The organism is Cobetia sp. 1CM21F (genome assembly GCF_023161745.1).
Classification (GTDB): Bacteria; Pseudomonadota; Gammaproteobacteria; order Pseudomonadales; family Halomonadaceae; genus Cobetia; species Cobetia amphilecti.
In genome coordinates this window covers 744,155-760,203 of sequence record NZ_JALNTQ010000002.1, presented here as the reverse complement: position 1 = coordinate 760,203, position 16,049 = coordinate 744,155, and the positions used below count along the sequence as shown (strand labels likewise).

General features: G+C 59.1%; 14 protein-coding genes. 10 read left to right on the top strand and 4 right to left on the bottom strand.

What is annotated here, in order from left to right; all coding sequences use genetic code 11:
* Positions 1-10 precede the first annotated feature (10 nt).
* Positions 11-2,095, top strand: coding sequence for a hypothetical protein (locus MSG32_RS08865; RefSeq protein WP_248379181.1), 2,085 nt, complete (start codon positions 11-13; stop codon positions 2,093-2,095).
* A gap of 42 nt (positions 2,096-2,137) precedes the next feature.
* Positions 2,138-2,359: a hypothetical protein gene (locus tag MSG32_RS08860; protein WP_248379180.1), complete on the top strand. Its 222-nt coding sequence runs from the start codon at positions 2,138-2,140 to the stop codon at positions 2,357-2,359.
* A gap of 28 nt (positions 2,360-2,387) precedes the next feature.
* Here MSG32_RS08860 and MSG32_RS08855 read toward each other — a convergent pair whose 3' ends face one another.
* The 3 genes from MSG32_RS08855 to MSG32_RS08845 all read right to left on the bottom strand — a co-directional run bounded on the left by MSG32_RS08855 (position 2,388) and on the right by MSG32_RS08845 (position 6,644).
* The gene (locus MSG32_RS08855; protein WP_248379179.1) at positions 2,388-3,608 is read right to left on the bottom strand and encodes a hypothetical protein; all 1,221 of its coding nucleotides are present in this window, start codon (positions 3,606-3,608) and stop codon (positions 2,388-2,390) included.
* 17 nt (positions 3,609-3,625) lie between these two features.
* A complete protein-coding gene (locus MSG32_RS08850; protein WP_248379178.1) occupies positions 3,626-4,762 on the bottom strand; it encodes a nucleoid-associated protein in 1,137 nt (378 codons plus the stop codon).
* Between the two features lie 712 nt (positions 4,763-5,474).
* Positions 5,475-6,644, bottom strand: coding sequence for a glycosyltransferase (locus tag MSG32_RS08845; protein ID WP_248379177.1), 1,170 nt, complete (start codon positions 6,642-6,644; stop codon positions 5,475-5,477).
* Between the two features lie 312 nt (positions 6,645-6,956).
* On the opposite strand from MSG32_RS08845, the gene MSG32_RS08840 reads away from it, so the two are divergent.
* Both MSG32_RS08840 and MSG32_RS08835 read left to right on the top strand, forming a co-directional pair.
* Complete coding sequence (locus MSG32_RS08840; RefSeq protein WP_248379176.1) at positions 6,957-7,898, top strand: methyltransferase domain-containing protein; 942 nt, start codon at positions 6,957-6,959, stop codon at positions 7,896-7,898.
* Positions 7,899-7,979: 81 nt separating this feature from the next.
* The gene (locus tag MSG32_RS08835; RefSeq protein ID WP_248379175.1) at positions 7,980-9,035 is read left to right on the top strand and encodes a methyltransferase; all 1,056 of its coding nucleotides are present in this window, start codon (positions 7,980-7,982) and stop codon (positions 9,033-9,035) included.
* Between the two features lie 60 nt (positions 9,036-9,095).
* Here the strand turns inward: MSG32_RS08835 and MSG32_RS08830 are convergent, their stop codons facing one another.
* Positions 9,096-9,635: a GreA/GreB family elongation factor gene (locus MSG32_RS08830; protein ID WP_084589654.1), complete on the bottom strand. Its 540-nt coding sequence runs from the start codon at positions 9,633-9,635 to the stop codon at positions 9,096-9,098.
* 196 nt (positions 9,636-9,831) lie between these two features.
* Here MSG32_RS08830 and MSG32_RS08825 point away from each other — a divergent pair, with 196 nt between their 5' ends.
* The 6 genes from MSG32_RS08825 (at position 9,832) to cysN (ending at position 16,029) form a co-directional block, all read left to right on the top strand.
* Positions 9,832-10,515 (top strand): hypothetical protein, encoded by a 684-nt coding sequence (locus MSG32_RS08825; RefSeq protein ID WP_248379174.1) that lies wholly within the window; start codon positions 9,832-9,834, stop codon positions 10,513-10,515.
* 332 nt (positions 10,516-10,847) lie between these two features.
* On the top strand, positions 10,848-11,486 hold the full coding sequence (locus MSG32_RS08820; RefSeq protein WP_107335242.1) for an NUDIX domain-containing protein: 639 nt from the start codon (positions 10,848-10,850) through the stop codon (positions 11,484-11,486).
* 331 nt (positions 11,487-11,817) lie between these two features.
* Positions 11,818-12,264: a DUF1249 domain-containing protein gene (locus MSG32_RS08815; RefSeq protein WP_043337025.1), complete on the top strand. Its 447-nt coding sequence runs from the start codon at positions 11,818-11,820 to the stop codon at positions 12,262-12,264.
* 120 nt (positions 12,265-12,384) lie between these two features.
* Complete coding sequence (locus MSG32_RS08810; protein WP_192838500.1) at positions 12,385-13,131, top strand: metallophosphoesterase; 747 nt, start codon at positions 12,385-12,387, stop codon at positions 13,129-13,131.
* A gap of 376 nt (positions 13,132-13,507) precedes the next feature.
* Positions 13,508-14,419 carry a sulfate adenylyltransferase subunit CysD gene (cysD, locus tag MSG32_RS08805; RefSeq protein ID WP_248379173.1) on the top strand — a complete coding sequence of 304 codons (912 nt, stop codon included), beginning with the start codon at positions 13,508-13,510 and terminating at the stop codon, positions 14,417-14,419.
* A 158-nt stretch (positions 14,420-14,577) separates the two neighbouring features.
* Positions 14,578-16,029 carry a sulfate adenylyltransferase subunit CysN gene (gene cysN / locus MSG32_RS08800; RefSeq protein ID WP_213113883.1) on the top strand — a complete coding sequence of 484 codons (1,452 nt, stop codon included), beginning with the start codon at positions 14,578-14,580 and terminating at the stop codon, positions 16,027-16,029.
* The last annotated feature ends 20 nt before the right edge of the window (positions 16,030-16,049 follow it).

The window sequence follows — 16,049 nt, the reverse complement described above, 5'->3', positions numbered from 1 at the left end:
GGGCCACGCCGTGACCGATACCCAGTTGCAGTTCATTCAGGGGCTCAAGCCCTGGAATGCGCAAGACCTCGAGCTGCGCCTGGGGGGCGATCCCGGTCTGCTGTTGGTGTTTGCTGGCGACTATGTGCCGCCGGCAGGCAGCAATGTGGTGTTGGGCTTCGGTGGCGCCACTGAGCCAGTAGAGCAGCCTCGCACTCTGGCGCTCGATGCACAGCTGCCCGTGCCGGTGCTCGATGCCCGCATGAGTCAGGGTGAGGCTATCGAGCTGGCGGCCAGCGTCACGCTGCCGGTACCGGATGCCAGTGGTGAGATCGAGCTCATCCAGTCGCTGTCGGTCGCATCCTTGACGCCGGACGTGCAGGCAGAGATCGAGCTTCAGCACGGGATCAGTCTGTCGGTCGTCGCCACGCTGGGCGCTCCGGCGGTTGTCGATGTCGCCATGACTCGGGACATCAATGCCTACCATGGTCCTGCCGATCAGGCGGGATCACGGTTCGAGAATGCCGCGCGGGTAGAGGCGCAAGGCCGGAGCGGGTGGGAGCCTCCACTGCGTAGCCTCAATGCGACGCGATCAGGGTTTGAGCAGGCGCTACCTCTCTCGGCAGGGCAGTCTGGTGACTGGGCGTCCCGTCCCCGCACTGATGCTGCCAGTGGCGCGCGCTGGGAGCAGACCGAGCGCACCCTGGGCGCTCTCAGCGGCAGCCAGTGGCTGCAGCTGCCGCGTGTCCGCCGCGCATCACGGCCGGTATGGGAGCAGGGGCAGGGCATTGCCACGGCTCGCTCGAGTGGCTACCAGCACCCGCCCCGTAATGATGCCCGCCGGCGCTCGCGCTATGAGGAGGCCCGCACCCTCGAGCCGGTGACGATGGATGTGCCCTATCAGCAGGGACGCACCACTGGCGATGACTGGCGCGTGCCCTGGGAGCAGGCCCGCCGGCCACCGCCTGGCATCGACTTGCCGCCAGATCCGCCTGAGCCGCCGGTGCTCGAGCCGGTGGAGGGTAGCACCACCCTGCAATTCTGCCACGCCATGCCGAGCGCCCCGTGGGTGCTGCAGTTCGGTCTGACGTGTGAGATACCCACCCCGACCATTCCCGTCAAAAGGCTCTATATCGTGCAAAACTCCGCGCGCCTGGTGCGCTTCTCCGATGGCCTGGAGCTGCCGGCCACCCAGATGACGCTCAGCATCGACGCTGACAGCTGGGCATGGTCATTCTCTGCCGGCCTGGCAGGGCGTTACGCTCAAGCGCTGGTGACCGGCACCGATGGCCAGCCGGTGGAGGTGATGGCCGAGATCAACGGGCAGCAGTGGCGGTGCCTGGTGGATGGCTGGCGCCGCTCTGAGAGCTGGCAGAGCCATAGCGTGACCATCAGCGGCCGCTCGCTTGCGGCGTACCTGGGCGCGCCCTACGCCACCGCGCGCAGCTACACCGAGGACAGCCAGGCCACCGCCTCGCAGCTCGCCCGTGCTGAGCTGCCAGAGGGATGGTCACTGGATTGGCGCATGACTGACTGGGTGGTGCCCGCCGGCGCGTGGAGCTATGACAGCCTCGCGCCCATCGACGCCATCTCGCGGATCGCCCAGGCGGCCGGCGGCTATGTGCAGGCCCATCAGCAGGATCAGACCATCATTGTCGCGCCCCGCTTCGAGGCAGCGCCCTGGCGCTGGGCTGAGAGCGAGGTCGATCTGGCGGTGCCCCGTGACATCATCACCCAGCTGGGGAGTGATCAGCAGCCTGGCGATGCTCGCAATGGTGTCTGGCTCCACGGCGATACCGGGGGCATTCAGGCGCAGATCATCCGGCGCGGTACAGCAGGTGATGAACTTGCTCCGACCGTGGTGGACAGCCTCATTACCGAGCAGGCGCCGGCACAATCGCGCGGCATCGCAGAGCTTGCCGCCACACTGCGCCAGTCCACGGAAAGCATCGAGATGCCACTGAGCGCCTCGTTGGGTGGACTGGTGCTGCCTGGACAGTTGATCGAGTGCGATGGCTGGCGTGGTGTCTCGCGGAGCGTGAGCGTCAGCGCAAGCCTGCAGGGGCGAGCCCTGAGCGTTCGCCAGTCTATCGAGCTGCAAAGGTTCCATCTGTGATGGCTTCGGGTGGTATCAATTCAAGCAAAGGAGGGGGATAGCATGGCCAATCCATATCGCCGCCTGCTGGCGTTGCTGCCGACCAAGCCGCGCCAAGTAGGCGAGGTGATCAGCGTCAGCGGCTCGCGCGTTCGCGTGGATCTGGTAGGGGGTGGGGTGCGCACCTGCCAGGGCGATGCCCAGGTGGGTGGCATGGTCTACGTGGAGGGGGACCAGATCACTGGCGTGGCGCCGAGCCTGCCGGTGGTGGTGGTCGAGGTGTAGTTTTTATTCTGTTAACTTGCCCGTTGTTTTAAGGCTGACTGTCAATCATGAATTTTAATGCGATCAAAGCAAATATAATCGGCGCCCAGCTCAAAGCTCTAAAAGTTAAAAGTGTGCGCCTGACTCTTGATTGGTGACGTTCAAAGTCTTTCTCTAGACTGTCAATATGGTCTTTTAGATCCTTTGGATATGTCTCCCTCCGTCCATCGAATGAGCTCATTATGAGTTTGTTGGATTTGCATACACGAGTAAACTGTTTTTGTTGATTGGCTATTAGCTGAGATATTATCAGTGAAGCAAAAAAGATACCGATTACAATAAAGTATCCTTCCCAAAATCCGTTCGTCTTGATCAAGGCAGCAATAGCCGCGAAAGATAAAGGAATGCTTAGTACACGAGTTGTAATATCAGAAAGTACTTTAGATATCTGATCGGATATAGCTATTTCTGCTTCTGCTACTTCACGCTTCGCTTTATGAAAAGCGAATCCGCTCATGTACGTCTGTACATTCTTGTTGTAGCTATCAAGGAATACACCCCAATTACTTATTAGTTCATTTAGTTTTGTGCCTTTATTGTCAATAAAATCAATAATAGTGCTAGAAAAAATATTAATTTTTTCTTGATGGTGCATGCCTGTAGGTTGATTGTTGTTGCATAATTCATTAAGTAAGGTGAGGTCAAGATTCAAACATTTTTCGACAATGTTAGCTGTTGCTTTAATATTAAGGACAGCGGTGTTTTGTACACCCGAATCATCAGGATGTATGAAGACAAGGTTTATGCCCTTGTTAGTGCTATCTTTATTGTCATGATATTGAGCAAGATGAGATAGATGTTTGACAAAACAACAGAATTTATTTAATGACGTCATGCAAGGTGCAATGGTTTTATCGTTTGTATAGTAATCATTGTCGATAAGATAAAATTCTTGAGGGCATGAGCCATTATTGATACAAGGGTTTTTGCTTATTAGTTCAGAAATTGTAGGGTAGAATTTAGATGAGCTCCCCGTGACTACCTTTACCGCTACATTAATCCTGCTCCTATGGTCAGGTATTTCAACTTCAGTTACGTCCTTGCCATCAACGCTAATTTCTTCAAATCTACCTAAGCTAGTGTGGTTTTGTCGAAAGTTAGCTATGGTCTCACGTATTTGAGAATTATATATGACTTCTGCGCTAAAATAGTTATTGTTTATTTCTGGTTTGCCAAGGGCTCGGTAAAGTTTGACTAAAGGATCTAACATCGATTTTCTCCTAGGCGCTATGCTTCATCGTCCAAGTTGTCCGCTTCAGCAAGAGCCCTTTGATCTGCAGTTTCTTCTCTAAGAGTCTCTAGCACCGAGTCAGGAAGCTGCGTTATTGTTACTGTACCTGATTCATTGTCAAAGTAAACTTCCGATGCTGGATCTATCCCAAGTGCTAGTTTATCAAAACTGAGCTCCCAGTTGGAGGCTTTTGCAGTAACGTGTGTGGATGAAAATAAGACCGTTTTATTAACAGGGAATTCTGGAGGGATAGATAGATTGTCACTATTAAGCGTACTTACAAAGTTGTCGATAATCTCTTGCGCATCGTCACCTAGTTCAATGGGGATATACCTTGTAGCTAAGTTTGCAACTTCTGAGAGCTTGACTGGGCTCGAGCTTTGAAGGCTGTCTTGTAAATATCCAAATAAAGCAGACATAAAGTCACGCTTTTTGTCTGAGATCCTCTCATCATTTGCAAAAAATGAGCGCGAGCTTTGAATCAAATTTTGGGTAGCTTGTTTGGAAGCGCTACCTTTGAGGCAGCCTAAAGCTTTAATGAAATAGCCTGTTGCTGATTCTGAAGAAGCTGCACTGATGAAGCTGAGATAGTTTAGTTCTTTTTTTTCTTCTTCACTAGCATCTTCGTACTCACATATTTTCGCGAAGTTTATCCTGGCCGCTTGGTGGAGCTTACTTAAATCAAGTTGCTCAAGCTCTTCTGGCATTAATTCAGAAGACAATTTGATGCCAGAAGTCTTTTTTATCATTGCAACTATAAAGAAGCGGGTGCCCTCATGCACAAAGTCAGCAAAGAGCAAATAACCACCTGAAGATGCAGTGGAGGTAGAAGCCATATCATAAAGCCTTTGCATAGCAATATGACTAACTTTTAGAAACTGAAGATCAGTGGGTGTGTCCAAGTCTGAATATTCTACGAAAGAATCAGGAAATGCTCCCCTTGCATCTCCATCCGCAAAAATTCCATAGTGAGCGCTGTTATATCTGTTGCCATATATTTTGTTGATTTCTGAGACTAGTTTTAATACTAATTCGTTCGTATTGTCTAGTAATGAGGGCCTGTAGTTAGAGTTTGAAATAGGTTTGTGCTGATCTTTTACAAGTTCATGTACAATTACTTTGTTGATTAACATGCTTTACATCCCTGTGCTTTAATATAAAACGATTTCTCAAAGTGCATGGCTTACCTTGAGGGCATCCTTGCTGGTATGATTGGTTATATTTTTAAAGAGCTATTTAAGGGTTTTAAGTTGTTGGGGGTGAAAGTTTTGGCTAGGGAGCCCTAACATGTGAGTTGCTACTTAGGGTGATGCCCTTGTTGATGCAGGCTTCACTTCATGAGAAAAATGGAGGTTAACCCAAGCTCCCAGTGTTCTCTTGTCGCTTCCTAGTCTACTTTGGTTATCTTTTTTGTCACGTCACGAAAGCACAATCTTGTAGAGCTAGCGCTAAGCAACGTGTATGGCGGTATGTATGTTAAGGTGTGGTTTTCTCTATAAGCTGCTGATTTTATATGGTTATACGACTCCTGCAGGGGGCGCCAGCATCCCACCTTCTGGACGACGTCGTCTGTTCTGCCTTCTGCGTCATCGCCTTATCGTCTTCTCAGTACCGTTCGTTGTGTGCTCAGCCCTCGCGGTGAGCAGCGCCCGTCCTGGCTTCAGGTCCGGAGGAAGAGCTGCCGCACTTGATCTTCCTATCCGATTACTCGTTCAACAATGTCCTGGCTCTTGGTCTGGACATCGCATCGCCTTGCCAGCCAATCATCCTGCCAGTTCAGCGTCGCGGGAGGCGCTAGAACAAGCCCTGCAGGAAAGTCTCTCGATAAATGCAGGGCTTTGGGTATCAGCGAGAATCTGATGTCACGGCATCAGTGGGCAGGGACAGAAACTCCTGCATGATGCGGGTATCGCGGAAGCGTTCGATCAGCTCCGGATCCGAGTCGAGTGCCGGCGGGTTGGCGAGACCTTCACGAATCTTGGCTGCCAGCGCCTCGATGGAGTCTTCGGAGATCAGGCGCGCCTGATCATGGATCAAGACATTGCGAATGCCGCCGGGGACATCCGGTGCCACGCACGGCGTGCCACAGCACATGCTCTCCACCAGCACGATGCCGAAGGCCTCACTACGCGAACTGAGCACGAACAGACGGGCGTGCTTCATCCACGGGTAGGGGTTCAGGCGGCTACCGATCAGGTGGACCCTGTCGCCGACGCCCAGCTCGCGGATCAGTGCTTCGGTGGCTTCCCGCTTGGGGCCATCGCCCACGATGACGAGGTCTTCCTCGATGCCTGAGGCGAGGTATGCCTTGATCAGCACATCCTGACGCTTGACGTCCGAGAGGCGACACACCTGCACCACGTAGGGGCGGGAGGGCAGTTCCACCTCTTCCTCTGCCATGGCGGCGATGGCATCCAGATCACAGACATTGCCGATGGTCGCGAGTCTCGCCGCCTTGATCCCGTGATGCTCCAGCAGGTGTTCCAGTTGCTGGCGCACATTGTCGGTGTTGCACACGACCTGCTTGCCGCTATACAGGCGGCTCAACAGGAAGCGTTGTTGCCAGCCCTCTTTCAGGTCGCCGGGCCATGACACTGCCACCTGCCACAGGCGAGGGTCCCGCCACGACCAGAAGGTCTCGAAGGCGCCCTGGCCGCGCGTGATGACCCGATCGATCGGGCCGTGTTCCTTCTCCAGACGCGCGATGAAACGGCGCAGATAGTGGCCGCCGTAATAGCCTCGCCAGACGTATCCTGAGCCCTTGATCCACGGAGCCAGCAGCAGGCGGGTGAACAGGTCGTAGAACAGGCCGATGCCCGTCTTGCGAAATGCCTTGTCGAAGTCGACCTGATGAAGATGCACGCCGGCATCCGGGACGAGTTCCAGCTCGCCCTTCAGTACCAGTACATGGACCTCATGCCCTTCGCGGTGCAAGACATTGGCGAGATTGACGGTATTGCGTTGGATACCGCCGATGTTGAGCTTGCGGACGATTAGCAGGACGCGTTGTTTCATGGCTGAGGTCTATGTCGGAAGTGGAGTCGATGTGCACAAGTCAGTCACGTTGAAGCCTTGGCTGCTCAAGTCGATCAAGTGTCGGTCTTTCTCTGCCCCATGACCTCTTTCCTCGCCATGTGCCGTTCCTTGGCCCCTCGATGCTGGCGCCATTCTACGCCGATCCATTTGGTGGAGGAAATGCGTGGCAGCGGGCCGTCAGCGGCATCAGTGGGCGGTTCATCCGCACCGAGAAGTGCCTTTGGCGAGTGAGTGAGGCATTATCTGCACCAGCGCTTCGTCAGTTCTTTCTCCTTCGCCAAGATATTCTCCATGCCTGAGCCGAAAACCTCGTCCCGCGCTGGCGCTTCCCGCGTTCGCCGTGCCACCGCTGATCGTCATTTCGACGGTCTGGCCGACAAGTTCGAACGTGGTTTCTACACCACGGAGCGCGGTCGTGTTCGTCTTGCGCTGACCCAGCGTCTGATGGATGAGCGTTTCTCGCACCTGCCGCCTTCCCCGGTATTGGAAATCGGTGCGGGTCTCGGGCAGACCGCTCACTGGTGGCTCACGCGTGGGCACCATCTCACGCTGGTCGAGCCCTCTGGCGAGATGCGTGAGCGCGCGAAACGCTTCCTGAGCACTGCCGCGCCGCAAGGCCAGGGGTTGTCCGCTGGTACGACGGCTGATCAATCCCGGGCGGCTCAGGCGGCGTCAGATCCGCAAGTGCCAGGTCAAACCGACGCGCTGTCGAATGATGAGCCGTTCGCTGGGCGACTGGTCTGGGAGGGGCGTGATCTGCAGGGCTTCGCCGCCGCGACTGATCAGCAGTGGCCGGTGGTGGTGTGCCACGCCGTGCTGGAGTGGCTGGTCGATCCGCGGGAGGGGTTTGCATTGCTCGCGAAGTTGCTGGCGCCCGGCGGCGTCATGTCGCTGAGTGTCTTCAATCGCGATGCGCTGGCGTTTTCCAATGTCAGCAAGGGCAATTTCGACAAGGTACTGGAAGGGCGCCTGGCAGGCTGGGGCACCGGCAAGCGCCTGACGCCCATCTCGCCGCTGCGCGATGGCGAGATACGCCAGTGGGCCGCGGAGGCCGGGCTTGAGGTGCGTGAGCTGACCGGGCTGCGCGTCTTCCACGACTATCTGCGCTCACGCGACCCGCTGAGCGAGGCTGACATGCAGAAATTGCTGGCGCTCGAGTGCCAGCACTGGCGCACGCCCCCCTTCGTCTATCTGGGCCGCTATCTGCACTATGAGCTGGTGCACCCAGCCTGAGGCGGCACCTGCACAACCGCATTGTTTCGATATCCGGCGCTCTCGCCGTTGTCCGTATCTTCCTACCCTGTTGGAGTCTTCATGTCTGCTCAAACCCCCGCCTGTCAGCTGCTCGAGCGTCAGGACAGTGATTTCCGTGATTGGCTGTGGGTCGCTGCGCCGCGTGATGACTGGTGGCTGTCATCGGACCGCCAGCGGCGTGTCTGGGGGCATGATACCGGCATCGTGAATGCCGCGCGGGAAGCCGGGCACCGGGTCAGCCATGCGGTGTCCTTCGCCGATGCGCGAGCTGACGACACCATCGCGCAAGCCGCGGGCGCCATCGTGTTCTGGCCCAAGGCGCACGCGCTGGGCGAGTGGTGGCTGGTGGCGCTGTGCCATGTGTTGCCGGCCGGTACGCCGATCAAGGTGGTCGGCGAGGTCAACGGTGGTATCAAGCGCGCTGAGCGCATCCTCAAGGCGCTGGGGATGACGGCGCGCAAGGACGATACCGCGCGCCGTTGCCAGCTGTGGTCATCCGCCACGCGTGAGTTGACGGTCGAACAGGCCGCCAGCAGTGAATCGCCACTGGCAGTGGCTGGACAATGGACAGAAGGCTGGGGCGAATTCGAGGCGCTGGAGATGCGGCTGACCAGTCATCCGGGGCTCTATGGCAATGCCAAGCTGGACCCGGGGACCGCGCTGCTGCTGGAGAACCTGCCGACCCGTGGCTACAAGCGCGCGCTGGATATCGGGGCGGGTGATGGCATCATCAGCTGCTGGCTGGCGCGCCACGGTGCGCGCGTGATGGCAGGCGACGTCAGTGCCTTCGCGGTGGAGGCGACCCGTCGCAGCCTGGCGCTCAACGGGCTTGAGGCGGACGTACGCCTGAGTGATGTCTTCGCGGCGTTTGAAGGGGAGCGGTTCGAGGCCATCGTGGCCAATCCGCCGTTCCATCATGAGCGCGATATCGATTACGGACCGGCGGCGCGCCTGATCAGCCAGGCACCGGATCACCTGATGCCCGGCGGCACCCTGACGCTGGTCGCCAACGCCTTCCTGCCGTATCCCGATCTGCTGCAGGCGGCCTTCGGCGAGTTTGAAGTGCTCGCGGAAACGCGCCAGTTCAAGGTCTATCGTGCACGCAAGGCGCGCTGATTCCCTGCGACCTGAGCCCCTTCGGCCTGATTCCCCGCGGCCTGATGCCCAGCTCGCCGCTTACGCCTCAGGCGACTGATAGCGGATGGCCGTGATGATGTAGGTCGTCTCGCCGCCCGGCGCGGCCACGCTCACCTCGTCATCCAGCCCCTTGCCCAGCAATGCCTGGGCAAGGGGCGCATCGACACTGATCCAGCGGCGTGGATTGTCGGTCTCATCAGGGCCGACGATGCGAATCTCCATCTCCTCTCCCTGCTCGTCCTCCAGCGTCACGAAGGCCGCGAAATAGACACGCTCCAGATCCGCGGGCAGGCGATCGACGACCGTCAGCTCATCCAGGCGTTTCTCCAGATAGGCAATCTTGGCGATGGTCTGATTGAGCGCCTTCTTGTTGTAGGTGTAATCCGCATTCTCGCTGCGATCCCCCATGGCGGCGGCCTCTCCCGTCTTGCGTGAAAGCTCCGGGCGCCTCACGCGCCTCAGGTGGTCGGCCAAGCCCTTCATCTTCGCGTGGCCCTGCGGGGTAATCACGTTGCTCTTCTTTTCCTGGCGCGGGTCCGTCTTGGGGTCGCGCCAGCGTGTCATGTTGCGACCTTGCATGGTCTGCTCCGCTGGTTCTGTGGGTAAGGCTCAAGGCGTCGTGTGTGATGTTCGCTAGCGTTGAGACCTGCGACCAAGGGTGATTGGCGGCCGATTCAAACGTTCGTTACAGTCAGTGTGTGCTCGCCGGAGCACTTGCGCGTCACCCATGCCGAATCTGCCAACAATAACGAAAATCAGGGAGCTGTCCATGCCCATGCTGCCATCTTCACACCCGTCTTTTCGTGTCATATCCCGTTGCTGTCGCGTATTGCTCTCCGGGGGCATGGCGCTGGGCATCACGCTGGCCGGCATGACCGGAGTCCATGCTGCCCCGGGCGATGATGACGTCTTCCCGCTCTCCAAGCGCTGGGCACAGATCAATTATCAGGTCTCCGGTGATGCTCAGGAAAAGGGCATGGAAGCCCTGGGCAAGGAGGTGCGGGCGCTGGCGGATCAGTATCCGGACAATGCCCATGTGCTGACATGGGAAGGCATCATCCTGGCCTCATGGGCCAAGGCGCGCGGTGGCCTCGGAGCGCTGGATCTGGCCAAGGAAGCCAAGGCCACGCTCGAGAAGGCGATCACGCTCGACCCCGAGGGCGACAATGCCTCCGCCTATGTGACGCTTGGCGCGCTCTATGACAAGGCGCCCGGCTGGCCGGTGGGCTTCGGGGATGATGAGAAGGCGGGAGAAGTGCTGCGCAAGGGGCTTGAGGTCAACCCAACGGGCATGGATACCAATTATTATTACGCCGATTATCTGGCCTCCGAAGGCCGTGATGAGGAAGCGCTCAAGCATGCGCGTCTCGCCCAGGACGGGCCGCCACGTCCCAATCGTGAGCTGGCCGATCAGGAATTGCAGAAAGAGATCGCCGCGCTGATCAAGCGCCTGCAGTGAGTCTCCGCCGCCCGTATCGCTTGCATGGCTGCCAGAAGCGGAGACTGGCTGGAGTGACATCAGTGAGCCCTGCAAGTGAACGGCAGCGCTGGCGGCAGACGCTGATGTAACATCCCCGAATGAATTCCTGCATGACACGGCCCGAGCGGAAACTCCGCTCGGGCCGTGTCGTTTATCGCTCTGTGGATGAGAAGTCTCCCAGATGCCTTCAGATGGCGCCTTGAATGGCGCTGATGACTGACTCAGTACGGCGCGGCAAGCAAGTTTGCAGGTGACGGGCTGGCCAGTCTCGCGGCAGGACAGGATAATGCCTGCTCAGCCAAGGAGGATGCATGAGCGAGCAACAAGAGCACGTCGCAGGGCAACAGGCCTTCGCACATGATGATGTCGAACTGGTCGAGGCCAGGGTGTTGCAGGACGGCTTCTTTCGCCTCGAGCAGCGCGAATTCCGCCACCAGCGTTTCAACGGTGGCTGGAGCGATGTGATCCATCGCGAGGTGCATGTCCGTCACGATGCGGTAGGCGTATTGCCCTACGACCCGGTCAACGACCGCGTGGTCTTCGTCGAGCAGATTCGTGCCGGCATGCTGGAAGATGCACGCACGCCCTGGAGTCTGGAGCCGATTGCGGGGCTGGTGGACAAGGACGAACAGGCCCATGAGGTCGCGCGCCGTGAGGCGGTCGAGGAGGCGGGGTGTGAGCTGACCGACCTGATCGAACTCTACCGCTACTACCCGAGCCCCGGCGCCTGCACCGAGGAGGTCACGCTGTTCATCGGTCTGTGTGACAGCAGTGGGCTGGGCGGCGTGCATGGTCTGGCCGAGGAGAATGAAGACATCCGCGTGCATGTGCTCGATTTCCAGGCGGCCCTCACGCTGCTGGAACAAGGGCGGTTGGGCAATGCGATGGCCATCATGGCCATGCAATGGCTGCTGCGTGAACGTGCCTCGTTGCGCGTCATGCATGCCTGAGGCAGTGAAGGCGAAGCTTGGCAATCCCCCGTGTCTCACGCAGGCTTCCTCAACCTGCGCGTCAGAGCTGCTATTCTAGAGGCTTGCTGAAAACCGGCAGCCAGCAACGATCACTGTCTGCGCCAGTGTCCGTATCGGTCTCGGTTTTCGTCTCAGCTTCAGTCCCGAGAGCTGGACTCGAGAGTCGATAGCCGAGAGCTGATCGCCGACAGCCTGAGCGCTGGTGCAGCGCTTGATTTATCGCCCGTCGCCCGCATCTTGCCACGCACGATAGCGGGCGTGCTTTGACAGACAACATGCCAATGTTCTGAGATTCGCAAGGAGATCGCCCATGCAGGTCAAGAAAGCCTATGTGGCTGACCTAAAAGCACTCCATGCCGAGTGCGGGTCCAATTATCTGCGCCTCACGCGCATCCTCGGCAAGGCCGAGGCCGGTGACAGCTTCGCCTTCCCGCTGGCGGGCAATCAGGGCCACTTCGGCACGCTGCTGCTCGAGGTGGTCGAATGCGCGCCCTATACCACCATGGTCACGGTCGCCCAGACCGGCGTGCTGGACCACATCATCGATTCGCCGCGCATGAGCGTGCATCTGTACCACGACGTGCGCATGGCGGAGGTCACCGACTTTCAGCGTCAGCGTCACTTCTCAGGGCGCAACCGTTACCCGAATCCGCGCATGCACCAGCCGGACGAAAAGCTTCAGCTCAATCGCTTTCTCGGCGAATGGCTGACCCATGCCCGCGCCTTCGGGCAGGCGGATGTGCCGGAATTGCCGTGACGCTCAACGCTGGCATGGCGCACAGGCGCTGACACCCGATGGATTTCCCGTCTTGATTGACAGAACCGCGATGGCCCGGCCGTCGCGGTTCTGTTCATTTCCCTGCTGCTCGAGAGACCGATGCGACTGATTCAGATAAGTGATTGCCATCTGCGCGCCGACCCTGACGCGCGTTCACGGCTGGGCTTCCCCTGGCGTCAGCTGGAGGCGGTGATGGCGCATGCCTCGCGCCTGCGCCCCGATATCCTGCTGGTGACCGGTGATGTCAGCCAGGATGAGAGCCCTGCCTCCTATCGCATGGCGGCAGAGCTGTTCGATGGCCTTGGTTGTCCCTGGTTCTGGTTCGCGGGCAACCACGATCACCCTGAATTCATGCAGGAGCTGCGTCCCTTCCATCACGAGCTGGATCTGGGCGACTGGCGACTGCTGTGTCTGGATTCGCGCGTCACCGGGCAGGCGGGGGGAGAGCTTGGCGAGGAGCAATTGAGCGAGCTTGCGCAGTCACTGGCGCTGTCCGTCGAGCTGGACCCGCGCCCGATCCTGCTGGCCATGCATCATCATCCGCTGCCGATCGGCTCGGACTGGATGGATGCGCTGGGCCTTGCCGACCGCGATGCGCTGTGGGAAACGTTGCGCCCGTACCCGCAGGTGCGGGCCGTGCTGTGTGGGCATATCCATCAGGCCTTCACGCAACTCATGCCGTGTGGGCAGGGCAGTGTGGCCGTCTATGGCGTTCCCTCCACCTCCGATCAGTTCGCTCCGCTGAGCCATGATTTCGCCGTGGATGAGGCGGCGCGCCCCGGCCTGCGCGTGGTGGATCTCGATGGCGAGCATCTCGAGACCTGGGTGGAACGGGTCACGCTCTAGCCAGACTCGCAACGAGGGCTCGCAAGAGGGGGCAAGAAGGGGGGGGGCAAGGGGGGCTCGCAAGTAGGAGCGCAAGAATCGCCGGGCAAGCTCGTCCCATGCGCTGGCGCGTAAGGCATCAGCGTGAATGCCTGGCCGTCAGCATGGATGCCCTCCCAGGTCATGGGCACGGTGCCAGGCCCACAGGTATCGGGTATGCCTTTTCGGTCTTAAAAGATAGTTTCTGATTCTTTGACGTTATCAAGGCGGGGCGAGTACCGTGTAACCATTCGGCGTGCTCCCTCGGGGCATCCATCTGTCGCTGACAGGGCGCGCCACTGACTTCACGGGCCGCCTTTCAGGGCGTGTCCCAACGCTCACGAGGTTGCCGCACGCGATGCTTACCCCCGAACGTCAGACCCACCTCAAGCAGCTTGAGGCCGAATCCATTCACATCATCCGTGAAGTGGCCGCGGAATTTTCCAATCCGGTCATGCTGTACTCCATCGGCAAGGATTCCGCCGTCATGCTGCACCTGGCGCGCAAGGCCTTTGCGCCGGGCGTCCCGCCGTTCCCGCTGATGCACGTCAACACCACCTGGAAATTCCAAGAAATGATCAAGTTCCGCGACGAGATGGCCGCGGAAGTCGGCATGGAGTTGATCGAGCACATCAACCAGGAAGGCGTCGAGGCGGGCATCAACCCGTTCGATCACGGCAGTGCCAAGTACACCGACATCATGAAGACCGCCGGTCTCAAGCAGGCACTCGACAAGCACGGCTTCGATGCTGCCTTCGGTGGCGCGCGTCGTGACGAGGAAGCCTCGCGGGCCAAGGAGCGCGTCTACTCCTTCCGTGACCAGTACCATCGCTGGGACCCCAAGAACCAGCGTCCGGAGCTGTGGAACATCTACAACTCCAAGATCAACAAGGGTGAGTCCATCCGCGTCTTCCCGCTCTCCAACTGGACCGAGCTGGACATCTGGCAGTACATCTATCTTGAATCCATCAAGATCGTGCCGCTGTACTACTCCGCCGTGCGTCCGGTGGTGAAGCGTGACGGCCTCGACATCATGGTCGACGACGACCGTCTGCCGCTCAAGGAAGGCGAAGTGCCGGAAATGAAGTCCGTGCGCTTCCGTACCCTGGGTTGCTACCCGCTGACCGGCGCCGTGGAATCCACCGCCGCGACCCTGCCGGAAATCATCCAGGAAATGCTGCTGACGCGTACCAGCGAGCGCTCCGGGCGTGCCATCGATCACGACCAGGCAGGCTCGATGGAGAAGAAGAAGCGCGAAGGTTACTTCTAAGGTCGCCCCAGCATATTGCCTGCAGGCGCCGTCACACGGCGCTTGATGACCTGAACGAACAATTCGCCTGATGAGTCGGCTCGCAGCCTCACGAGACACTGGTTCGCGACACTGGCTCGCCACCTCATCAGGCCCATGACAGCGGCAAGGAGAAGAGTGTGTCCCACGCGTCAGACAAGATTTCCGCGGATATCGAAGCCTACCTGCAAGAACACGAGCGCAAGGACCTGCTGCGCTTCATCACCTGCGGTAGCGTCGATGATGGCAAGTCGACCCTGATCGGTCGTCTGCTGTTCGATTCCAAGCTGATCTATGAAGATCAACTGGCCTCCATCACCCAGGCCTCCAAGACCAGCGGCACCACCGGTGACGAGGTCGATCTGGCCCTGCTGGTCGATGGCCTGCAGTCCGAGCGTGAGCAGGGCATCACCATCGATGTCGCCTATCGCTTCTTCTCGACCGACAAGCGCAAGTTCATCATCGCCGACACGCCGGGGCACGAGCAGTACACCCGCAACATGGCCACCGGCGCCTCGTCCGCGAGCCTGGCGATCATCCTGATCGATGCGCGCTACGGCGTGCAGACCCAGACCCGTCGTCACAGCTTCATCGCCGACCTGCTGGGTATCCAGCACCTGGTGATCGCGGTCAACAAGATGGACCTGGTCGATTACTCCGAGACACGCTTCAACGAGATCGTCGCCGAGTACCAGGAATTCGCCAACAAGCTGAACGCGCCGGACATCCGTTTCGTGCCGATGTCCGCGCTCAAGGGCGACAACGTCGTCAATCGCAGCCCGGCACTGGACTGGTACACCGTCGATGGCGAAGCGGGCCCGTCACTGCTGGAGGTGCTGGAGACTGTCGAGCTGACCCACGACCAGAACCTCAGCGATCTGCGCTTCCCGGTGCAGTACGTCAATCGCCCCAACCTCGATTTCCGCGGTTACTGCGGCACTTTGGCGGCCGGTGTCGTGCGTCCGGGTGACAGCGTCAAGGTGCTGCCGTCCGGCAAGACCTCGACCATCGAGCGCATCGTCACCTTCGATGGTGATCTCGAGATCGCCTATCCGGGGCAGGCCATCACTCTGACGCTCGACGATGAGATCGATATCTCGCGTGGCGACTGGCTGGTGGCGGCGGATGCCGAACTGCCGCTCTCCAATGCACTGGAAGCGGATGTCGTCTGGATGCACGAGAAGCCGCTGCAGCCGGGCCGCCAGTACGATATCAAGCTGGCAACCCGTGACCTGACCGGCCAGGTCAGCGCCATCGACTACCTCTACGACGTCAACACGCTGGAGCATCACGAGGGCGACAGCCTGGCGCTGAATGCCATCGGCCGCGTCCAGCTCGAGCTGACCCAGGCGGTGCCGGTGGATGACTACCGCTCAAGCCCGGGTACCGGCAGCTTCATCGTCATCGATCGCCTGAGCAACGTGACCGTCGGCGCGGGCATGATTCGCGGCGTGGGTCGCTCCGGCACCCAGGCCACCACCCAGCAGACCGACTGGGCCGCGTTTGAAGCCGACCTCAATGCGTTGGTGCGCAAGCACTTCCCGCACTGGGAAGCCCGCGACGTGCGTGAGCTGCTCGGCCGCACCAACTGATTCCGTCCTGTAGCGACAGC